Below are 20,505 nucleotides of genomic sequence, written 5' to 3'. Positions count from 1 at the left end.
GTGCCGCCGAGGGCGATGACGGCGGCGGTGATCAGCAGCGCGAGGCGGGGCCGCGGGGGGGGGGCGGTGGAGGGAGGGGGGGGGGGGGGGGCGCCCAGGGGGGGCGGGGCCGCGGGCCGCTGGAGCACCGGGGTGCCGGCCGGCCGGAAGGCGTCGGCGGATACGGGGCGGGGCTGGGGTCCGTCCTGGAGGGCGCGCGGGAGGCCACCGCCCCGTAGGCCGCCACCCCGAGGCGGATCCACCGGGAAGCCGCCGCCATGCGCGCCGCTCAGCATCCGTTCCGCCGCGTCCACGTCCAGGCGACGCCTCGGGTCCCGTTCCAGCAGACCCCGTACCACCTCCGCCAACGGGCCCACACCCACCGGCAGTTCGATGTCCTCGTAGACGACCGCGTGCAGCACTCCGGCCATGGTGTCCCGCCGGAACGGCGTCGCCCCGGTGAGCGCGGCGCACAGCAGCACCCCCAGGGACCACAGGTCGGCCGCCGGCCCGGCGTCGCGCCCGGCCATCCGCTCGGGCGCGGTGTACTCCGGCGAGCCGACGAAACCGCCGGCGTCGGTCAGCGTCGTCGCGCCGGGCAGCTGGGCGATCCCGAAGTCCGTCAGCACCACCCGGCCGCCGTCCTCCAGCAGCACATTGGCCGGTTTGATGTCGCGGTGCAGCACGCCCCGGGCGTGCGCGGCCCGCAGCGCGCCCAGCAGCGCCCGGCCGATCCGGGCCGCCTCGTCCGGCGCGAGCGGCCCGGCGGATGCCAGCCGGTCGGCCAGCGACGGGCCCTCCACCAGCTCCATCACGATCCACGGCCGGCCGTCCTGCTCGACCACGTCGTGCACCACGATCACGTTCGGGTGCTTGACCTGCGCGACCGCCCGCGCCTCCCGCATCGCCCGGTCGCGCCGTACCCGCGCCTCCGGCTCGGCCGCCACATCGTCCAGGTGCAGCTCCTTGACGGCCACCTGGCGGCCGAGGACTTCGTCCGTGGCCCGCCAGACCGTTCCCATACCGCCGCGCCCCAGGCGGATGCCCAGCCGGTACCGGCCACCGATCAGCCGGCCTTCTCCCCCGAAAATGCCCATGGCGCCATCCTGCCGCACCGGCACCGGGGGCTCGCAGGCGGGCTCCCGCCCCAACCCCGTCCGCTGGTGCGGGAGTTACCGTACGACGCGCGACAACGCCCCGCACACCTCCCCTCATTGGGAAAATGACCGGAATCCGCCCTCCCCGTATGGTCCACTTCCAGCCATGGAGGCAGTCATAGGGAGCGTCGTCGCCGTGCTCGGGACCCTGCTGGGGTCCGTCGTCACCCACCTCTTCCAGCGCCGGTCCGCCGACCGCAGCGAGCACTTCGCCCGCGCGGAACGGCTCCGGCAGGAGCGGATCGACGCGTACTGCGCGTACGCGGGCGCGCTGCTGGACTACCGGCGGGTCCTCGTCCACCGCTGGTTCGTGCGGCACGAGGGCGAGCGCTGCGGGGAGGACACGCCGGAGCTGCGCGAGGAGGTCTACAAGAACCGCTACGCGGCCCAAGAGGCCATGTTCCGCGCGCAGATGGTGAGCGACGACCCGGAGATCCTCGGCCTCACCGAGCGGATCATGGCCGCGGTGACCGAGATCCACTGGGCCGATGACCGCGACGCGCTCGACGCGCTGCGGGACACCACCCGGCAGGGCATCCGCGATTTCGTGGCGGCCACCGCCCGCCGTGTGCGGTGAGCGGGCCGTGTACGGCGGATGTGCCGCGCCGCCACATGCGGTTGACGGGCCGCTCCGCCCGGCCACCGGCCCGTATCTTGATCAACTCACGACACACGGAGCGGAACCTCCCCCGCCCCTCCGCCCGTCCTTGACACAGTGAGGCGGCGACGGCAACGGCGACGGCGTCGCGGCCGGGCGGCGGTGCGGGACGCGGCACGGAACGGGGAACGGGCATGGTGATGCGGGACGGCGACGCACTGGACGTCCGCCCGGACCCCGACCCGGCCCGCGCGGCCCCGCGCCACCACGGCGCGTACCACACCACCGCGTTCTTCCTGTCGCTCCAGGCTGCCGCGCTCGCCGCCTGGACGGTGTACGGGATCGTGCAGGGCGACGGCTCCCTGGGGGACTTCGCCGAGGGCCTGTTCAATCCTGGCGCGTCGCCCGCGTCCCAGTTGGTCGGCCCCTACGAGTGGGCGTTCGCGGCCGCCTTCGCCGCCACCGCGGGCCTGGCCGCCGCGCACCGCCGCTCGGCCCGCAGCGCCGCGCTGTTCTGCGCGTTCTTCCTGCTGGCGGTCTCGCTGCGCGAGGCGGTGGGGTTCTGCGACGCGGCCTACCGGGACCAGTACGCCACCGATCCCCTCGGCGGCTGGGCGCTGGCCACCCGGGTGCTGGGCCTGGTGGTGGCGGTAGCCGTGCTCGTGACGATGCTGCCGGCCAGGGAAGCCGGGCGGGGACCCGAGACCGGCCCTGGCCCCGGCCGCGAACCCGGCCCCGGATGCGGACCCCGCCCCCGGGAACGCCGTCTCTCCCGCATCTGCGGCGTGCTGCTCCTCGTACTCGGCCTGGCCCGCCTCACCTGGACGGTCCGCGACCTGGCCACGGCCGGTATGGACACCGCCCGCTACCTCCGCAGCGCCGTGGACGGTTCCGTCCTGGGGACGCTCAACCTCGCGGCCTCCGCCGAGTTCACCACCCTCGGCTCCATACTGGCCTGCGGGGTGCTCGGTGTACTGGCCGTGCGGGCCCGCCACGACCTGCGGGGCGCGCTGCTGGTCTTCGCCTCCGTGGAGCTGTACCTCACCGTGCGCACCGTGGTCTGGCTGACCGTCACCGACTTCTTCAACCACTCCTTCGAAACCCCCGACGGCGCCCTCTCCATGGCCACCACCGCGTACGGCCTGGCCGCCATGACGTCGGTGGTGGTACTGGCGATGGGGCGGGTGGGCGGGGGTGAGGACGCCGAGTGACGTGCTGCGCCCGGTCAGTCCTCCGCCCGTAGCGCGTCCATCAGCCGGCGTCCTTGCGGTGCGCCGCGGCGCAGCAGGACCGCCGCCGTGGTGTGGAGTTCGTCCCACGCGTGCGGGCGGCCGACGGCGGACGCGTCGGGGACGGCTGCCAGGGCCTCGGCCAGGGCCGGTTCGGCGTCGCCGGCGGCGGCGTGCGCGTGGGCCAGGCAGGAGCGGTACCAGGCCCGGTCCCGGCGGTAGTCGGCCGGCAGCGCGGTCAGGCCCGCGGTGAGGTGGCGGGCGGCCGACCGCCAGTCGCCGAGGTGCATGGCGGCCATGCCGTGCTGGAGGGTGAACCACGTCTCGTCGTAGAAGTACATCCAGGGTGGCTCGTCCTCGGGGTGCCGCGCGGCCCGCGCGATGAGGTCCTGGGCCTCGTCCAGACCGCGGCGGGCGGCGTTGCCGTCGTGGTCGAGCGCGTGGCCGCGGGCCGCCATCTGGGCCGCCATGCCCCGCACACCGGGTGACGCGCCCGGCGCCGACCAGCGGGCGGCCTCCGCGAGCCGTACGCACCGCTGGCCCCGCCCGCCGGACCAGGCCATATGGGCCTTCATGCTGAGCGTGGTCGCGGCCATATCGGCGTCCCCGGCCTCCAGCGCCCACTCGTGGGAGCGGTCGTACCAGGCCAGCGCGGCGGCCGACCGCCCCTGGTCCTGGGCCATCCAGGCCAGGAACTGGGCGTGTTCGGAGGCCAGCCGCACCACGCGCTCCGCCAACGGGCCGCGCGCGCCCGCGTAGAGGCCGACGACCGTGCGGAGCTGCTGCCCCATCACCTCGACGAGCGGTCCCGATCCGATGAAGTCCTCGGCCCTGCGGTGCTCGGCCAGGAGGCGGTCGAGCCAGTCCAGGGTGGCGGCGTCGACGCGCCGGGTGCCGTCCACGGCGTTGGTGACGCGGTCGAGCAGGTCCTCGTCGGGCGCCACTCCGGCGAACGCCAGCCCGGGGACGGGCAGCGCGTCGGCGCCCGTCCCGGTGCCGGGGAGCCGTTCCGGCGGGATGCCGAGCCCCGCGACGATGCGCTGCCGCACCTCCACGGAGGTGACCCGCCGCCGCCCCCGCTCGATCTCGGAGACATCGGGCTGTACGAGGCCCACGCGGGTCCCGAGCGCCATCTGGCTGGCGCCGGTGAGCCGCCGGTACGTACGGAAGACCGCGCCCCAGTCCTCGGCGGCGACGGCCGCCGCGAGCCGGGGGTGCGACCACAGATCCGGAGCAAAGTCGCCCATGGGTCCAATATAGGGCGCTCAATATAGGGCCGTCCTATAGGGAGTTGGGATGGGCAGGGGGCGATTGGGGCGCGAGGGTGGCTCGCATGCCGAAGGGGCCGGTCGATCAACCGGTGCCCCCCGTTCCCGTACGAAAGCAGGCCGCTCATGTCGCACGCGTCGCCGCGCCCCGATCGTCCCTCCCGCCCCGAAGGGGGCCGCCCCGACCTGCCGCCCGTGGCGCGGTTGCTGCCGTGGAGCGGGCCCGAGGGGCAGAGCTGTTTTCTGGTGAGCGATCGGGTGGGTGGCGGGGTCGTGTCCCGGTATGCCGATCAGGTGGAGGAGGTGCAACTGGCCATGACCGCCGGGCTGCTGGAGCACGCGGACGCGGTCGTCGCCGACGCCGGGGCCGGTGCCGGGTCGCTGCGGTTCCTCTCGGCGCAGCTGAGCGCGGCACTGCGGGACGCCGTACGGGTCGCGGAGAGCAGGGGGGACCGACTGGACCGGCTGGACCGGCTGGCGGACTGCCGGTGTTCCGGGGGCGAGGGGGAGGAGGGGGACGTGGAGGAGGCGGGAGGCGGCCTGGGAGAAGCCGGTGGGGCGGGAGAGCGTGGTGGCGAGCCGGAGGAGGGAGACGGCGGCGGGGGCGGCAGTAGGGCCTGGTAGGCCCCGGGGCGGTGCGGGGGAGGTTCCCCTCCCGACCGCCCCCGCGCGCCGGTGACGGCCGCCGTGTGTGGGGGCCGCGGCGGTCGTCGATGTGAACTGCAACGCGTACCGGGCTTGTGGCCTCTTCAGTGGTGCAGCATGAGAACCACTCTGCCCGCGGGTCCGCCCCGCGGCATCGTCCGCAGGTCGGGGGCGGACCCCCGCCGGTCGGCGGGGGTGCGGGGCCCTCCACGAGGGGGACCCGCGGCGGAGGACGGAGTCGCGCAGCGCCGGGCGGTTCCGGGCTCGGAACGGGTGCGATGGAGAAAGGGGCGGCCGGTGATCCGTGTCGCTGTGGTGGATGACGAGCGGCTTGTCAGGTCGGGACTGCGGATGATCCTGGGGACGGCCCCGGACATCGAGATGGTCGCGGACTGCGGCGGCGCGGAGGCCGTCGAGACCGTGCTGGGCTGCGCGGCCGAGGTGGTCCTGCTCGACATCCGGATGCCGGACGTGGACGGGCTGACCGTACTGCGCCGGCTGCGGGCCGCCCCGGAGCCGCCGGCCGTGGCGATGCTCACCACCTTCGACGCGCAGGAGTACCTGACCGCGGCGCTCCGGGAGGGCGCGGCGGGCTTCCTGCTCAAGGACTCCGACCCGGAGCAGCTGGTACGGGCCGTGCGGACGCTGGCGGCGGGCGGCAGCGTCCTGGACCCCGGGGTGACCCGGGCGGTGATCGGGGGCTATCTGACGGCCGAGGACCAGGCCGCCGCGGCGCGCGCGGTGCGCGGTCTGACGCCGCGCGAGTCGCAGGTGCTGGCGCTGCTCGGCGAGGGCCTGGGCAATGCGCAGATCGCCGAGCGGATGGGGCTGGCGCCCAGCACGGTCAAGGACCATGTGCGGGCGTTGCTGGGCAAGTTGGGGGGAATCAATCGCATTCAGGCGGCGATCGTGGCTGACCGGGCCGGGCTGGTGCCGGGGGTTCCCGGGGGTGTGCGGTGAGACGGTCCCTGGGGCGGGCGGGGGACCGGCCCCTGGGGGGACGCCTGGAGCCGCATCCTGGCGAACGGCCGGAGCCGCGCCCCCAGGGTGAACGGCCGGGCCCCCGGCCCGATGGCGAACGGCCGGCCCGCCGCCCCCTGGCCCCCCGGCTGCGCCGGATCGCCCCCGTGGTGGTGCCGGCGCTGCTGGCGATCGCCGACGCGGTGCTCGTCAACGGGCTCGGGATGGTGCTGGAGCTGGCCGTCTCGGTGGTCGCGGCGGCGGCCCTGCTGGTGCGCCGCCGGTGGCCGCTGCTGGTGTTCCTGGTCACCCTGCCGGGGCTGTACATCGGCTACATCTGGTTCGCGCCGATGATCGCGCTGTACACCCTGGCCGCGCTGCGGCCCGGCCGCGTCCGGCTCGGCGTCTGCGCGCTGCTGCTGATCACCGCGCACTTCCTGCCGTATCCGATATCCGACTTCGAGCCGACCGCCTACCGGGAGAACACCCTCGTCCTGATAGACGCCTGTGTGACCTCCGCCGCCCCGATAGCGCTCGGGCTGCTCGTCCGGACCCGCCGCGAACTGGCCTCGCGGGTCGACGACCTCACCCTCAGCCTGCGCCGCGAGGACCGGCTGCTGGCGGAGCGGGTCAAGGCCACCGAACGGGCCCGGCTGGCCCGGGAGATGCACGATGTGGTGGCCCACCAGGTCAGCCTGATCAGCCTCCAGGCCGGCGCGCTCCAGATCAGCACGGCGGACGAGGCGGCCCGCGACGGGGCGCGGACCATCCGGGAGCTGTCGGTCCGCACCCTGGAGGAGCTGCGGCACATGGTCGGGGTGCTGCGGGCGGCCGGCGGCGACGCCCGGGAGGCCGGCGAACCGGCCCCGCAGCCCGGCCTGGACGAACTCCCCCGGCTGATCGAGCTGAGCGCGCTGGACGTCACGTACGAGGGGCCGGCCGCGCCGGGTACCGGGGACGGCGGGGCGGCGGCCGCCACCGGGCCGGCGCGCGGTACCCGCACCGTGGAGCGGGCCGCGTACCGGACCGTCCAGGAGGCGCTGACCAACGTCCGCAAGCACGCCCCCGGGGCGCGGGTGCGGGTCCGGGTGGACGCGGTGCAGCTGGCGGCGCCGGACGGCGCGGAGGCGGCCGGACGGGCGCGGGAGGGGCTGCGGGTGGAGGTGCGCAACGGGCCGCCGGACGCGGCGGCGCCGGTCCCGGCGCTCCCCGGGGGCGGGCACGGGCTGGTGGGGCTGCGCGAGCGGGCGCAGAGCCTCGGCGGGACGCTGGAGGCGCGTCCGACGGCGGAGGGCGGTTTCGTCGTACGGGCGGAGTTCCCCTACGGGGCGGGGTGAGTCCTCCTACGGGACGGACTCAGGGAGCCGGGTGGCTCGGACGGCGGCGGCCCGGCCCGCTCAGGCCGACAGCGGCGCCGCCGCCTCGTCCACCGCCGTGGGCAGGTCGGGGTAGACCTCGAAGAGCCGGCGGACGCCGAGCGCGGCGAGGACGCGGTTGACGTGGGAGCCGTCGACGGCCCCCTGGGCGGGCAGGATCAGCCGCAGCCGCCCCTGGCAGGAGCGCATCAGCCGGCGGGCGGCGATCAGCACCCCCACCCCACTGGAGTCGCAGAACCGCACCTCGGACAGGTCCAGCACCAGCGAGCGCCGGCCCTCGGCCACCGCGTCGTGCACGTGCTGGCGCACCGCCGGCGATGTGACCAGGTCCATCTCGCCGGAGACCTGGAGTACGGCCCAGGGGCCCTTTTCGTCCTCTGCCACCTTCAATGACACGCGCTCGAAGCCTTTCGCTCGCTTGCGGACCGGATGCGCCCCCGACGGTCATCCGGAACCCACCCTTCCCGGCTCGACTGCCCGGCCTCTCCCCCGTGAAACGCGTCCGCGCCTCCGCGGCACCGGCAGACCGTGCCCCCCAAGGCTATGCCCAGCGGACGGGAGGTTTTCGCCCGCAATCGGTCACACCCGCGTAACACATGGGGCAATACGAGCAGGAACGGTCCCGCCCGCTCGACTTCGGTCACGCCCTCCAGCCGCTTCCCTACGGGCCGGACGCCGCCCCCTTACCATCCGGGGCGCCCGCCGGACCGGCTTTGCCGCAAACGCGCCTGCGCTGTCATACCGGCGCACTACATTCGGTGGCGGTGGTACGCACGCCCGCGTCACGGCGCGCGCGGCGGGCCGCCGGATCGGGTGACGCACCGGCGATCGTGAGCGGAGGGGTGAGCACGGGTACGACAGTGGGCGGAAGTGACGGCACGGGGCCCGGCAGCGCCGCCGGCCCCGTACACGCGCGCCGGACCGCGGGGACGGTCCCGGCGCCGCGCCGGCCGGGGTGTGAGCCCGGCCGGGACGGGCAGGGATGGGGGTCCCATGGCACATGACGCACCACCGCGCTGGGACAGGCGGATGCAGCAGCGGCTCGCCCGCGGCGAGGCGGCCGCGCTCGGCGAGCTCTACGACCGCTTCGCCTCCCTGGTGCACAGCCTGGCGTACCGCGTCCTGGAGGACGAGGACGCCGCCGACCGCGTCACCCGCGAGGTCTTCGGCTACGTCTGGGAGCATCCGGACACCTACGACCCCAAGCAGGGTTCGCTGCGCTCCTGGGTGGCCGGGATCACCCGCCACCACGCCGTCCAGCGGCTGCGCCAGACCGGGGCCCCGCCGGCGCCCGGCGGCGACGGGGCGGCGCCCGGCGAGGCGGAGCGCGAGCTGGAGCGGCGGATCCACGAGGCGTCCACGGCGGCCCGCGCCGACTACATCGTCACGTCCATGCCCGCCCCGCTGCGCGAGGCCCTGGAGCTGGCGTACTTCCAGCGCCGGGACTACCGCCAGACCGCCGCCGACCTCGGCGTCACCGAGGACGAGGCCCGGCGCCGGCTCCGCCTGGGCCTCCAGCTGCTGTCCACGGCCCACAACCACCAGGCGCTCCCCGCCGTCCCGATGCGCCGCGGCGCCGCCCTGGGACCGGCCCGCCCCACCCCGCCCGGTTCGGCCCACGGGCGGCCGCGGTGAGGGGCCCGGACGAGTGGGACGGCCGCGAGCTCCCCGGCGGCCCCGGTGAGCGCCCCCGGATACCGTCCCCGCGCCGGGCCGCGGAGGACTGCGGCCCGCTGCCCGACCTCCCGCCCGTCCCCCGCCGGAGTGCCGCCCCGGACCCGGCCCCGCCCCCCGACGCCGATGCGGAGCACGAGAGCGATGACGACCCCGTGACCGGCGACGCCACCGCGACCGGCGACGCCACCGGCCCGCACGGTCCCCCGCCGGCCGCCCCGTCCCACAAGGTCCTCAAGTCACTGCTGGGCGCCTGGGCGCTGGCCGCCTGCTCCGCGGAGGAGACGGCCGCCGTCGAGGCGCATCTGACCGACTGCGCCGCCTGCGCCGACGAGGCGCTGCGGCTGCGCGACGCGGTGGCGCTGCTGCACCCCGCCGACAGCCTCGACCTCGATCCGCTGCTGCGCTCCCGGGTGCTGGAGGGCTGCCTGGGCCGCCGCCCGGCCCGGATCCCGGTCCCGGAGTGGGCGACGCCGTACGACGCGGAGAGCGCCAAGCTGGACGCGCTGCTGCGCGACATGGGCGACGCGGAGTGGCGGGCGCCGGTGCGGCTGCGCTGGTTCGACGGGCGGGAGCCGGTCGAGCGCGGCACCACCGTCGCCGGGGTGATCGGGCATCTGCTGGCGGTGGACGGCCTGGCGGCGACGGCCCTCGGGCTGCCCGACCCGCTGGGCGGCGCCGCCCCGGAGCGCCCGGGTCCGCGCCGGCGCACCGAGGCGTACTGGCGCGCCCTGGGCGGGGCCCCGGACCCGCGGGCGCCGCACGGCCCCTGGCGCGAGCAGAGCCAGTCGCTGATCAGAACGGTCTCGTTCGCCGGCCGCGGGGTCACCGAACTCCCCGTCCCCTACGGGACGTTCACCCTCGCCCTGGGGGACGCGTTCCTGGACCGCGCCTTCGAGACGTGGGTGCACGCCGGGGACATCGCCGAGGCGGTGGACTATCCGTACAGACCGCCCGGTTCCGGCCATCTCCATCTGCTCGTGGACCTCGCGGCCCGGCTGCTGCCCGCGGCGCTCGCCCAGCGGCGGCGGGCCGGGCTGGCCGCACCGCCGCGCCAGCTGGTCGCCGCGGGCGCGCCGGGCCGCTCGCTCCATCTGGAGATCGAGGGCAACGGCGGCGGTGACTGGTACATAGCCCTGGACTCCCCCGGGGCGGTCGGCACACGGGAGTGCGCGGTCGCCCATATCGCCCTGGACAGCGACGAGTTCTGCCAGCTGGCGGCCGGGCACATCTCGCCGGAGGAGGCCGCGGCGGGCCAGGACGGCGAGCGCGAGGCGATCCGCGAGGTGCTGTTCGCGACGGCGGCGCTGTCGCGCCTGTGAGGGGCCGCCGCCGGGCCGCAGGGGGCACGGCGGGCGGCGGGCGGCCCGGGAGGCTTCCGCGCCGGCCCCGGGCCCTCCTGGGCGCCTCTGGGCGCCTCTAGGCGAAGACCACCGTGCGGGTGCCGTTGAGCAGCACCCGGCGCTCGCTGTGCCACTTCACGGCCCGCGCCAGCGCCTGGCACTCGACGTCCCGGCCGATCGCCACGAGCTGGTCCGGGGTGACCTCGTGGCCGACCCGCTCGACCTCCTGCTCGATGATCGGGCCCTCGTCGAGGTCGGCGGTGACGTAGTGCGCGGTCGCGCCGATGAGCTTCACGCCCCGGGCGTGCGCCTGGTGGTACGGCCGGGCGCCCTTGAAGCTGGGGAGGAAGGAGTGGTGGATGTTGATGATCCGGCCGGCCAGCGCCTTGCACAGGTCGTCGGAGAGCACCTGCATGTAACGGGCGAGCACCACCAGTTCGACCCGCTCCTTCTCCACCAGCTCCAGCAGCTGCGCCTCGGCCTGCGCCTTGGTGGCCTTGGTCACCGGAATGTGGTGGAACGGGATCCCGTAGGAGCCGGCCAGCTCGGCGAAGTCGGTGTGGTTGGAGACCACGGCGGCGATCTCGACCGGCAGCGCGCCGATCCGGGAGCGGAAGAGCAGGTCGTTCAGGCAGTGCCCGAACTTGGACACCATCAGGACGATCCGCATCTTCTCGTCGGCCCGGTGGATCTGCCAGTCCATGCCGAACGAGTCGCCCACCGCCGCGAAGCTGGCGCGCAGCTTCGCCACGTCCACCGGCGCCTCCGCGCTGAAGTGGACCCGCATGAAGAACAGCCCGGTGTCCCGGTCGCCGAACTGCTGGCTGTCCACGATGTTGCAGCCGGTGATGAAGAGATAGCTGGACACGGCGTGCACGATCCCCTGCTTGTCCGGGCAGGACAGGGTGAGGACGTACTGATCGTTCCGATCGCGCGGACCGGACTGGGTGGGCTGCGACTCGCTCATGACCTCATAGGGTCGCATATCCGCCGGGCCGCCCTGACCGGGGCGTCCCGGGGACCGCTCACACCGGGGCCGGAACGGCGCCGGTCAGCACCGCCAGGGCCTCCAGGGAGTGCGGTGCGGTATCCGGGTCGTCACCGTCCGCGGCCGCCATCTGGACGTGCGCCTCGCGCGCGGCCCGTACGGCGTCGGGCCAGGCGGTGTGCTCCAGGTAGGCGGCGACCGGGGCGTCCGGGCCTACCTGGTGCATGATCCGCAGCACCCGCAGGACGGCGGCGTCCACGAGCTGCGCCTCCCGCTCGTCGCGGAAGATCGTCCCGATGTACTTCTCGGCGGACCAGTTGTCCAGCCAGGTGTCCTCGACGAGCCGGTAGACGGCGTCGGTGACGTCTCCGTAGCCGGGGCGCCCGGCCAGCCAGGTGTGCTGCTGGAAGACCGGGTCGGAGAGCATGTGCAGCGCGGAGCGCACATTGCTGCGCCAGCGCCACCACGGCATATCAGTGAGCGGCATACCGCCCATGGTGGTCGAGCGGCGGCCGCGACGGGAAGACTTCTCCGAACCTTGCACAGCATGCGATCGTACGTTCCTCCCGATTGCGGGCGTTCGGCCCCCCGGAGTTCACCCCGGCGTCACCACCCGTTGACCGGCTGTCACACCGGCGTTCCGGGGGGCGCGGAAGGCTGCGGGGCCATGACCGGACGGCGACGCCCCTCCCCCCGCCCCTTTGCGCACGGCCCCGCCGCGGCGGTGACGTGCACGGCGGTCATCGCGTCGCTGCTCTCCGGTTGCGGCTCCCTCCCCGGGGCGGAATCCGGGGAGCGGGAGCCGGTCACGGTGATGACCTGGGCGCCCGAGGGCACCCGGACGACCAATATGCCGGGTATGCCGGCCATGGCGCAGGCGTACGCCCGCTGGGTCAACTCCCGCGGCGGGATCGCCGGCCACCGCCTGAAGGTCCTGACCTGCAACGAGCACGACGACTCGGTGGAGGCCACCCGGTGCGCCCAGCGGGCGGTGGACGCGGGGGCGGTCGCGGTGGTCGGCTCGTACAGCCGGTGGGGGCAGTCGTTCATGTCGCCGCTGGAGGTGGCGGGCATCCCGTACATCGGCGGGTACGGCGCCTCCGCCGAGGAGTTCGCCAGTCCGCTGTCGTACCCGGTCAACGGCGGCCCGGCGGCCCTGCTGGCCGGGAACGGCCGCCAGCTGGCGGGCGACTGCCGGCGGGTGGCGCTGGTCCGCCCGGACACCGTGGAGGGCGACCAGATGCCCGGGCTGCTCGACGCCGGGCTCGGCAGCCGGCCCCCCGCCGCGGACGTCAAGGCCCCCGAGGACGGCACCGACTACTCGCCCCAGGTGGCCGCCGCGCTGAAGGCGGTGGGCGCCGCCCCGGGGAGCAGCCCCGCGGCCAACGGGACGGCACCCGGCGCCTGTCTGAACGCCTCGCTCGGCGACCACACCGACACCTTCTTCGACGCCTTCCGGCGCCTCCAGGAGGACAGCCCCAAGGTGCGCATCGGGTCGGTGCTGGGCAGTGTGGACCAGTCGCTGGTGGACCGCACCGGAGGCGCCTCGGGGCCCCTGGAGGGCGCGGACATCACCGGCTGGTATCCGGCCGCCAACGACCCGCGCTGGGGGCCGATGCGGCGGGTGATCACCCAGGAGGCGTTCGGCGACACCCGCATCGACCCGGCCGACCCCGGCGTCCAGACGACCTGGATCGCCTACACGGTGCTCGGCGCGGTCCTCCGGCAGCTCGCGGACCAGGGCGTGCGGGACATCACCGCGCACGCCCTGCAGACCGCCCTGGACCGCGGCGAGCGGGCCATCGACACCGGCGGGCTGACGCCGAAGCTGCGCTGGCGCGACGACGACATGCTGGCGGTCGCCGACTTCCCGCGCATCGTCAACGCGGACGTGACGTACCAGGTGGTACGGGACGGCCAACTGGTCGCCGCCCAGGAGGGGTTCGCGGACCTCACCAGGACCCTGGAGCAGCGCCGCACCGACGACTACTGAGGACGGCGGGCGCGGGCGGGCCCGACGGGACGGCGGCCCCGACCGCCGCCCCGTTCACAGCTGTTCGGGCTGGTGCTCCCGGAGGCCGTACTTCTTGGCGATCGGGTTCCACAGGCCGGCCGCCTCCTGCTTGGCCTTGGTGGCCGCGCCGCTGGCCGCGTTCCCCTGGGCGGGCTCCTTGCCGCCCTTGGCGTGGCCCTTGTCGCAGCCGCCCTTGCCGGCCACCTTGTCGGCCCAGGCCGCGTAGTGGTTGTCGGCGGCGGCCGAGGACTGCCACGCCTGGGTCAGCGCGGCGGTCAGCTTGTCGTTGTCCGGGAGCTTGTCGACGGGGAGCTGCTGGAGGCGCTTGATCAGCTCGTTGCGCTGCCCGGCGGCGGACCGCAGGTCGTTCGCGGCGCCGTCGAGGTTGGTGCAGGACTTGATGTTCTGGACGGCGCCGATGACCGCGGAGCGGCTGTTGTTGCTGTCGGCGAGCAGCGCGTCCAGCCCCTTGGCCTGGGCGGCGGCCGGGTCGTCGGCGGGCTTCTCGGTGTCGTCCTTCGCCGACGCGGCCGTAGTGGCGCCGGGGTCCTTCTTCCCGGGCGCGGGGTCGTCGCCGCTGCCGCTGAGCGCCCAGCCGACGCCCAGGCCGACACCGGCCAGCGCCACCACGGCGATACCGACGACGGCGGCCAGCGGGAGCTTGCGCCGCCCGCCGCCGCTCTCCTCGTAGGCGTACGCGTCCGGGCCATCCGGGGTGAACGGGCCGCCGGGGGCGGCCTGTTGGCCGTACGGGGGGCGGGCGGACGGGTCGTCGAAGCGGGGCAGCTGCGCGGTGGCGTCGGCGGCCGGGACGGGGCCGGGCGCGGCCGGGCCGTCGCGGAACAGGCCGTCGAACTCGGCGGGCGTGGGCCGGTCCTCGGGGGCGCCGGGCCGGATGCCGAACGGCGCGCCGGGCGGCGGGGCGGGCACCCCGGGGCCGCCGGCGGGGCCGGGACCGCCGACGGGCGGGATCAGCTGGGTGGCCTCGGAGTCGTGCGCGGCGGCACCGGGCATCGGGGCGGACCGGGGGGCACCCTGGCCGGCCCCGGGCGGGCCGCCGTGCGGTGAGACGGCGCGCAGCGTCTGGGTGGCCTGGTCGCGCGGCTCCGGCGTGGCGGCCGCCTGCGGGGGCAGCGGGGCGGCGCCCGGGGCGCCTCCGCTGACGGGGGGCAGGACGGTGGTCGCGTCGTCGCCGGGGCCCGCGGCGGGCGGCAGCGGCGCGCCCGTCTGCCGGGTCGCGCGGACCAGTTCACCGGAGGGCGCGGGGGGCGGGGTGCCGTACGGGGCGTTCTGGGGCGGCAGCGCCCCGGGGGCGCCGGGGGCCTGCCCCGGGCCGCCCGGCTGGGGCTGCGCGCCGTAGGGGAGGACGGTGGTCGCCTCGGGGTCGTGGGCGGCGGGCGGCAGCTGACCGCCCGGCTGCGGCTGCTGGGGCGCGTGGCCGGGCTGCTGGGGCGCCTGCGGCGGCATCGGGGGCGGCGCGGCCGGCATCGGCGGGGCCGCCGGGCCGCCCTGCGGCGGGAAGCCCTGCTGCTGCGGCGGGAGCGGCTGCTGCGCGCCGGGGGCGGCGGCCGGCGGGAGCGGGGCGGCGTACGGGCCGGGGGCCTGGGCCGGAGCCTGGCCGTACGGCTGCGGGCCGCCCGGCGCGGCACCGGGCCGCCCCGGCTGCTGCCCGGGCCCCCAGGGCTGGCCCCACGGCTGGCCGGCGGGCGGGGCGGCCTGCTGGTCGGGCGCCCATGCGTCACCGCCGCCGGAGGGCAGGACTATGCCCTCCCTGGCCGGGCCGGCCGCAGAATTCTGCGGGTCCTGACCCTGTCCGCTCTGCGTCACCGGGACTCCTACCATCGTGCAGACCTACGGAATCGTCGGCTGCACGCTACCGGTTCGCAGCAACGTTCGACCATGTGTCCTGGTCACCGCCGGGACCGCCGCCCGGCCGCGCCACCGGTGCCGCCGGCCGCCCGGCGGGCGGACCGGACCCCCGGCCCGCCCCGGCGCCACACGGCCGGACGCCCGCCGGCCGCACCCTCCTTCCGTCCCGCCCCGGCCCCCGCCACCGCGGCCCCGCCGGGCCGCTTGAGGCGTTGCTCACGCCGCGGCGCGGAGCTCCATCCGGGCGGCGAATTCCCTTACGACGGGTTCGTCCTGATACGGCTCCAGTCGTTGCCGGAAGTCCTCCAGGTATTCCGTGCCCCGGTCGGACCGCAGCCCGCCCAGCAACTCGACCGCCTGCGTGCCCGTATGGCAGGCCAGCTCGATCTCGCGCTGCTGCACCTGGGCGCTGGCCAGCAGCACCAGCCCGATGGCGCGGCGGCGCGCCCGCCCCTCCGGATGGCCGTCCAGCGCCTCCTGGGCGCGCTGCGCGGCCGGCACCGGCTGGCCCAGGTCCCGGTGGCAGTGGGCGAGTTCGTCGGCCAGGTAGGCGGGGTCGAAGTGCGCGATCCAGGCGGGGTCGTCGCCCGCCTCGGCGGTCGCCTCGGCCCGCTCCATGGCCGACACCGCCCGCCCCGCGACCGCCTGGAAGGCGCGGGCGTCGCCCAGCAGGGCGTGCCCGCGCGCCTCCGCGGCGAAGAACATCGCCTCCGCCCGGGGCGTGACCTGCCCGCGCGCGCCCTCCTGGGCGGCCCGCGCGAGCTGGGCGATCTCCCGGGGATTCCCCAGGGACGCGGCGAGATGACTCATCCCGGCGGCCAGCACATAGCCGCCGTAGCCGCGGTCGCCGGCCGCCTGGGCCAGCCGCAGCGCCTGGATGTAGTAGCGCTGCGCCAGGCCCGGCTGCCCGGTGTCGACGGCCATGTAGCCGCCCAGTTCGGTCAACCGCGCGACGGCGGCGAAGAGTTCCCGCCCCACCGCCTCCCGGTAGGACCCGGCCAGCAGCCCGGAGACGACGCTGTTGAGGTAGTGCACGACGACGGGCCGTACGTGGCCGGAGCCGAAGCGGTGGTCCAGTTCACTGAGCGCGGCGGTCATGGCCCGTACGGCGGCGACGTCCGAAATGCCCACCCGGGCACCGGCGTTGCGCGAGACCTGGGCGTCCGCCCCGGTGATGAGCCAGTCGCGGCTGGGCTCCACCAGGGCGGAGGCGGCGACCGTGGACCCGCTGAGGAAGTCCCGCCGCCCGACGTCGCTGCGCCACAGCTCGCAGACCTGCTCGATGGCCCCGAGGACGGTGGGCGAGAACTGGAGCCCGACCCCGGACGCGAGGTTCTTCCCGTCGGCCATCCCGATCTCGTCGATGGTGACCGTGCGGCCCAGTTTGCGGCCCAGCGCCTCCGCGATGACGGCCGGGGCGCGGCCCCGGGGCTGCTGCCCGCGCAGCCAGCGGGCCACGGAGGTCTTGTCGTAGCGCAGGTCGAGGCCGTGCTCCGCCCCGCACATGTTGACGCGGCGGGCGAGCCCCGCGTTGGAGCAGCCGGCTTCCTGGATGAGCGCCTGCAGCCGCTCATTGGGCTGGCGCGCGACGAGTGGCCTGGCGGCCATGGTGGGTACCCCCTACTGCTGCTGCGCGTTCACCGGCGAACGCCGTCCCCGCGATCAATTCCCCGTACATATCCCGGATATCCGAGAAATCCGGGATATGCGCGGTACCCACCGGGAGTTGCGCTTCGCAGCGGTTGCCCGGGTTGCGCGCGATACGCGGTACCCGTGCTTCGTCGTTGCGGGGCGCGGCGTCCCGTGGGCCGCGCGGGAGGGCTGGATCCACGCGGGAGGGGTGGCGTGCGGTGTCCGTGCACCGGTCACGGCGCCGCGGGGCAGTGCTCCCCTTGATGCTCCGCGGCCGGCCGCCGGGCGGCCTCTCCGCCCGTCACGCAGGTGGCTACCCGCTTCCCGGCCCGCCCCCGCACACGCGCCCCCACCGGTGCATCCATGCGCCCCGTGGACGGGAACGATGCGCCGGGGGTCGTCACCCATTCGGCCGTAACCCTTGGTGACACGCGGAGTTGTCCTGGGCGTGGAAGACACCATCGGAGTCACAGGAGTCACGCGGATCCCCCAGCAGCGCGGCGAGCGGCTGCTGGACGCTGCGGTGCGTTACGTCGAGGAGCGCCACTGGGAGGTGTTCCCCGGCGCGTGGCTGGAGCACGACGGCGACACCCCGCGCTGCTCGTGCGACGCGGTCAACTGCCCCTTGCCCGGGGCCCATCCGACCGCGCCCGGCTGGGCGGCCCTGGCCACCGGCAGCGCCAGCGCGGTCCGCCGGATGTGGACCCGGCAGCCGGGCGCGTCGATCCTGCTGCCCACGGGCCGGACGTTCGAGGCGCTCGACGTGCCCGAGACGGCCGGCTTCCTGGCGCTGGCCCGGATGGAGCGGCTGGGCCTGACCCCCGGCCCGGTGACCCGCACCCCCGACCGCCGGATGCTCTTCCTCGTCCTGCCCGGCGCCGCCGCGAAGGTCCCGCACCTGCTCCGCGCCCTCGGCTGGGCCCCGGGGGCGCTGGATCTGGTCTGCCGTGGCGAGGGCGAGTACATCGCCGCGCCGCCGACCCGGGTGGGCCCGCACGGCGCGGTCCAGTGGGCCCGCCGCCCCACCGCCAGCAACCGCTGGCTGCCGGACGCCGAGGAGCTGATCAGCCCGCTCGGGTACGCCTGCGCGCGCGACGCGGCGGCCGTTCGCACCCGCTGACGTGCCCGCCCGGCCCGCTGTCAGTACCCGCCCGTATCGTGGGATCTCGGACGGGGGTCCGCGACCGGGCCCCTGCGGGGACGTCGAAGGGCAGGCCGTGGCAGGCGAACGGGAAGAGACGCACGAGCGGAGCGGGGCCGCGGCCCCGGAGGGCACCGCGGGCCGCCCGCCCGCGGTACGCATCGAGGGCCTGTGGAAGAAGTTCGGCGAGCAGATCGCCGTCCACGGCATCGACCTGACGCTGCCCGCCGGGCACTTCATCGGGCTGGTCGGTCCGAACGGCGCCGGCAAGACCACCACGCTCTCCATGGTGACGGGCCTGCTGCGGCCGGATTCCGGTGTGGTCGAGATAGGCGGGCACGACGTCTGGCGGGACCCGGTGGCGGTCAAGTCCCGGATCGGCGTACTGCCCGAGGGCCTGCGCCTCTTCGAGCGCCTCTCCGGGCGGGAGCTCCTCGCCTACATGGGCCGGCTGCGCGGCCTGCCGGGCGAGGAGGTCGACAAGCGGGCCGGCCAGCTGCTGGACGTGCTCGACCTCGCCGGCTCCCAGCACAAGCTCGTCGTGGACTACTCCACCGGTATGCGCAAGAAGATCGGCCTGGCCGCCGCGCTGCTGCACAACCCCGAGATCCTCTTCCTCGACGAGCCCTTCGAGGGCGTCGACCCGGTGTCCGCGCAGACCATCCGCGGCGTCCTGGAGCGCTACACCGCCTCCGGGGCCACGGTGATCTTCTCCAGCCATGTGATGGAGCTGGTGGAGTCGCTGTGCGACTGGGTCGCGGTGATGGCCGCCGGCCGGATCCGCGCGCAGGGGCCGCTGGCCGAGGTGCGCGGCGCCGCGCCCTCCCTCCAGCAGGCGTTCCTCGAGCTGGTCGGCGCCGGCGCCCAGAGCGGCGCCGGGCAGAGCCTCGACTGGCTGGGCGGCGGCACCCGATGAGCACCGACGCCCTCACCGCGCCCACGCGGCCTGGCCCGGCCGCCGCGGCCCCGTCGCCGGTCGCCGTCTTCGTCCGCCTCAAGCTGACCCTGCTGCGCAACGGCCTGCGGCAGTCCCCGGGCCGCGCCGCCGCCACCGTCATCTCCATGCTGGCCGCCCTGCTGGTCGCCGCCGTGGCCGTCCTCGGCCTGGTGGCGCTGCGCGGGGTGCCGCACGCCGGGGCGCTGGCCGTGCTCCTCACCGCCATACTGACCCTCGGCTGGGCGGTGATGCCGCTGTTCTTCCCCTCGGGCGACGAGACCATGGACCCGACCCGGCTGGTGATGCTGCCGCTGCGGCCGGGCCCGCTGACCGGCGCGCTGCTGGTGACGTCCCTGGTCGGGGTCGGCCCGCTCGTCACCCTGGCCATGGTCACCGGCGCGGCGGTCGCGGTCGCCGACGGGCCCGCCGCCGCGCTCCTCGCCGTTCCGGCCGTCGTCCTGACGGTGCTGGTCTGCGTCGTCCTGGCGCGGGCCGTGGCCACCGCCTGCGTGCGGCTGCTGACCAGCCGCCGGGGCCGCGATCTGGCCGTGCTGGGCGGTCTGTTCGTCGCCCTCGGCGGCCAGGGCGTGCGCCTGGCCGCCGAGCCGCTGAGCCGGCCGGACGGCCTGACGGCGCTGGAGCCGCTCGCCGGGGTGCTCCGCTGGCTGCCGCCGGCCTCCGCGATCGGCGCGGTGGACGATGCCGGGCACGGCTCCTACGGGCGCGCCGCGGCCGGCCTGGCCCTGGCGGCGCTGGCCCTGGTGCTGCTCCTGTGGTGGTGGCGGCGCACCCTGACGGCCCTGATGACCGCGCCGGATTCCTCCACCCTCCAGGCCGTCGAGAAGGACAGCGCCCGCCGGTCCGGCGGCGCGGAGCGGGGCCTCGCCCGGCTGCTGCCCGGCGGGCACACCGGCGCGGTCATGCTGCGGTCGCTGCGCTACGCCTGGCGCGACCCGAAGGCGAAGATGTCCTGGTCGATGGCGCTCGGCCTCGGCATCATCGTCCCGGTCGTCTCCGCCCTCCAGGGCCAGGGCAGCATCTACACCGCCTTCTCGGCGTCCGCGCTGCTCGGCATGCAGATGTACAACCAATTCGGCCAGGACACCTCGGCGTTCTGGATGGTGGCCTCGACGATCTCCACCCCGCGGGACGCCCACGCGGAGCTGCGGGCCCGGGCGCTGGCGCTGGCGCTGGTGGCGTTCCCGTATACGACGCTGGTCGTCGCCGGCTCCGCCGCGCTCATCGGCCCCTGGTCGGATTTCCCGCAGGTCTACGGCATCTCGCTGGCCCTCCTGGGGGCGCTGCTGGCCACGGGGGCGATGGCCTCGGCGCTGTTCCCGTACTCCATCCCGTCGGAGGGCCGGCAGAGCGCCGGCCCCGGCCAGGCGGCGATCGCCTGGATCAGCCTGCTCTGCGGCTTCGTGACCTCGGCGGTGCTGATCGCGCCGATACTGGCCCTGACGATCTGGCTGCATGTGGCCGGGCTGACCGGCCTGCTGTGGGTGCTGCTGCCGGCTGGCGCGCTGTACGGCCTGGCCGTCGCGGCGCTCGGGCTGCGGGTGGCGGCGCCGCTGGTGGCGCGGCGGCTGCCGGAGATCCTGGCGGCGGTCAGCAAGGGCTGAGCCGGCGGGGGCCCCGGCGCGTCCGGGCCCCCCCCCCTCTCCCTTTCGCCCCCATCTCCGCCATATCTCCCCA

18 protein-coding genes are annotated in these 20,505 nt (G+C 75.8%); 11 read left to right on the top strand and 7 right to left on the bottom strand.

What is annotated here, in order from left to right:
• Positions 1-1,076 (bottom strand): serine/threonine-protein kinase (locus ADL22_RS27295; protein ID WP_159048732.1); only part of this gene is annotated, 1,076 nt, incomplete at its 3' end.
• Between the two features lie 166 nt (positions 1,077-1,242).
• On the opposite strand from ADL22_RS27295, the gene ADL22_RS27290 reads away from it, so the two are divergent.
• Both ADL22_RS27290 and ADL22_RS27285 read left to right on the top strand, forming a co-directional pair.
• The gene (locus tag ADL22_RS27290) at positions 1,243-1,713 is read left to right on the top strand and encodes a hypothetical protein (protein WP_066985367.1); all 471 of its coding nucleotides are present in this window, start codon (positions 1,243-1,245) and stop codon (positions 1,711-1,713) included.
• Positions 1,714-1,928: 215 nt separating this feature from the next.
• Complete coding sequence (locus ADL22_RS27285) at positions 1,929-2,945, top strand: hypothetical protein (RefSeq protein ID WP_066985363.1); 1,017 nt, start codon at positions 1,929-1,931, stop codon at positions 2,943-2,945.
• 14 nt (positions 2,946-2,959) lie between these two features.
• Here ADL22_RS27285 and ADL22_RS27280 read toward each other — a convergent pair whose 3' ends face one another.
• A complete protein-coding gene (locus ADL22_RS27280) occupies positions 2,960-4,210 on the bottom strand; it encodes a helix-turn-helix domain-containing protein (protein WP_066985360.1) in 1,251 nt (416 codons plus the stop codon).
• Positions 4,211-4,525: 315 nt separating this feature from the next.
• Between ADL22_RS27280 and ADL22_RS36470 the strand changes: the two genes are divergently transcribed.
• The 3 genes from ADL22_RS36470 to ADL22_RS27265 all read left to right on the top strand — a co-directional run bounded on the left by ADL22_RS36470 (position 4,526) and on the right by ADL22_RS27265 (position 7,173).
• The gene (locus tag ADL22_RS36470) at positions 4,526-4,855 is read left to right on the top strand and encodes a hypothetical protein (protein ID WP_234430871.1); all 330 of its coding nucleotides are present in this window, start codon (positions 4,526-4,528) and stop codon (positions 4,853-4,855) included.
• A 318-nt stretch (positions 4,856-5,173) separates the two neighbouring features.
• Entirely contained in the window at positions 5,174-5,836 is a 663-nt protein-coding gene (locus tag ADL22_RS27270; RefSeq protein ID WP_066985357.1) for a response regulator, read from the top strand.
• A gap of 137 nt (positions 5,837-5,973) precedes the next feature.
• Positions 5,974-7,173, top strand: a complete 1,200-nt coding sequence (locus ADL22_RS27265; RefSeq protein WP_066985373.1) for a sensor histidine kinase — start codon at positions 5,974-5,976, stop codon at positions 7,171-7,173.
• A 60-nt stretch (positions 7,174-7,233) separates the two neighbouring features.
• Here the strand turns inward: ADL22_RS27265 and ADL22_RS27260 are convergent, their stop codons facing one another.
• The gene (locus ADL22_RS27260) at positions 7,234-7,596 is read right to left on the bottom strand and encodes an STAS domain-containing protein (protein WP_420711603.1); all 363 of its coding nucleotides are present in this window, start codon (positions 7,594-7,596) and stop codon (positions 7,234-7,236) included.
• Positions 7,597-8,205: 609 nt separating this feature from the next.
• On the opposite strand from ADL22_RS27260, the gene ADL22_RS27255 reads away from it, so the two are divergent.
• Together ADL22_RS27255 and ADL22_RS27250 are read left to right on the top strand one after the other, a co-directional pair.
• On the top strand, positions 8,206-8,847 hold the full coding sequence (locus tag ADL22_RS27255; protein ID WP_066985347.1) for a sigma-70 family RNA polymerase sigma factor: 642 nt from the start codon (positions 8,206-8,208) through the stop codon (positions 8,845-8,847).
• A complete protein-coding gene (locus ADL22_RS27250) occupies positions 8,844-10,208 on the top strand; it encodes a zf-HC2 domain-containing protein (protein ID WP_066985344.1) in 1,365 nt (454 codons plus the stop codon). Before ADL22_RS27255 ends, ADL22_RS27250 begins: the two co-directional genes overlap by 4 nt.
• Positions 10,209-10,305: 97 nt before the next feature.
• Here ADL22_RS27250 and purU read toward each other — a convergent pair whose 3' ends face one another.
• Both purU and ADL22_RS27240 read right to left on the bottom strand, forming a co-directional pair.
• Complete coding sequence (gene purU / locus ADL22_RS27245; RefSeq protein WP_066985341.1) at positions 10,306-11,196, bottom strand: formyltetrahydrofolate deformylase; 891 nt, start codon at positions 11,194-11,196, stop codon at positions 10,306-10,308.
• Between the two features lie 58 nt (positions 11,197-11,254).
• Positions 11,255-11,713: an SCO4402 family protein gene (locus tag ADL22_RS27240; protein WP_066985336.1), complete on the bottom strand. Its 459-nt coding sequence runs from the start codon at positions 11,711-11,713 to the stop codon at positions 11,255-11,257.
• A 171-nt stretch (positions 11,714-11,884) separates the two neighbouring features.
• Here ADL22_RS27240 and ADL22_RS27235 point away from each other — a divergent pair, with 171 nt between their 5' ends.
• On the top strand, positions 11,885-13,210 hold the full coding sequence (locus ADL22_RS27235) for an ABC transporter substrate-binding protein (RefSeq protein WP_066985333.1): 1,326 nt from the start codon (positions 11,885-11,887) through the stop codon (positions 13,208-13,210).
• A gap of 54 nt (positions 13,211-13,264) precedes the next feature.
• Here ADL22_RS27235 and ADL22_RS27230 read toward each other — a convergent pair whose 3' ends face one another.
• On the bottom strand, positions 13,265-15,058 hold the full coding sequence (locus ADL22_RS27230; RefSeq protein WP_066985330.1) for a hypothetical protein: 1,794 nt from the start codon (positions 15,056-15,058) through the stop codon (positions 13,265-13,267).
• 258 nt (positions 15,059-15,316) lie between these two features.
• Positions 15,317-16,708, bottom strand: a complete 1,392-nt coding sequence (locus ADL22_RS27225) for a transcriptional regulator (RefSeq protein WP_066985327.1) — start codon at positions 16,706-16,708, stop codon at positions 15,317-15,319.
• A gap of 472 nt (positions 16,709-17,180) precedes the next feature.
• Here ADL22_RS27225 and ADL22_RS27220 point away from each other — a divergent pair, with 472 nt between their 5' ends.
• The 3 genes from ADL22_RS27220 to ADL22_RS27210 all read left to right on the top strand — a co-directional run bounded on the left by ADL22_RS27220 (position 17,181) and on the right by ADL22_RS27210 (position 20,432).
• Entirely contained in the window at positions 17,181-17,852 is a 672-nt protein-coding gene (locus ADL22_RS27220) for a bifunctional DNA primase/polymerase (protein WP_066985324.1), read from the top strand.
• Positions 17,853-17,949: 97 nt separating this feature from the next.
• Positions 17,950-18,789 (top strand): ABC transporter ATP-binding protein, encoded by an 840-nt coding sequence (locus ADL22_RS27215; protein WP_066985321.1) that lies wholly within the window; start codon positions 17,950-17,952, stop codon positions 18,787-18,789.
• A complete protein-coding gene (locus ADL22_RS27210) occupies positions 18,786-20,432 on the top strand; it encodes a transporter (RefSeq protein WP_066985318.1) in 1,647 nt (548 codons plus the stop codon). Before ADL22_RS27215 ends, ADL22_RS27210 begins: the two co-directional genes overlap by 4 nt.
• Positions 20,433-20,505 lie beyond the last annotated feature (73 nt).

Origin of the sequence: Streptomyces sp. NRRL F-4489, assembly GCF_001509485.1 — a bacterium.
Lineage (GTDB): Bacteria > Actinomycetota > Actinomycetes > Streptomycetales > Streptomycetaceae > Streptomyces.
The sequence above is the reverse complement of the archived record's forward strand: the minus strand, read 5'-3'. Positions and strand labels throughout refer to the sequence as shown.

Bases quoted from the DNA above. Each gene is read 5' to 3' on its own strand.
- ADL22_RS27280 (WP_066985360.1), bottom strand. From the start codon at position 4,210: ATGGGCGACTTTGCTCCGGATCTGTGGTCGCACCCCCGGCTCGCGGCG.
- ADL22_RS27285 (WP_066985363.1), top strand. From the start codon at position 1,929: ATGGTGATGCGGGACGGCGACGCACTGGACGTCCGCCCGGACCCCGAC.
- ADL22_RS27255 (WP_066985347.1), top strand. From the start codon at position 8,206: ATGGCACATGACGCACCACCGCGCTGGGACAGGCGGATGCAGCAGCGG.
- ADL22_RS27240 (WP_066985336.1), bottom strand. From the start codon at position 11,713: ATGGGCGGTATGCCGCTCACTGATATGCCGTGGTGGCGCTGGCGCAGC.
- purU (WP_066985341.1), bottom strand. From the start codon at position 11,196: ATGAGCGAGTCGCAGCCCACCCAGTCCGGTCCGCGCGATCGGAACGAT.
- ADL22_RS27225 (WP_066985327.1), bottom strand. From the start codon at position 16,708: ATGGCCGCCAGGCCACTCGTCGCGCGCCAGCCCAATGAGCGGCTGCAG.
- ADL22_RS27235 (WP_066985333.1), top strand. From the start codon at position 11,885: ATGACCGGACGGCGACGCCCCTCCCCCCGCCCCTTTGCGCACGGCCCC.
- ADL22_RS27210 (WP_066985318.1), top strand. From the start codon at position 18,786: ATGAGCACCGACGCCCTCACCGCGCCCACGCGGCCTGGCCCGGCCGCC.
- ADL22_RS27290 (WP_066985367.1), top strand. From the start codon at position 1,243: ATGGAGGCAGTCATAGGGAGCGTCGTCGCCGTGCTCGGGACCCTGCTG.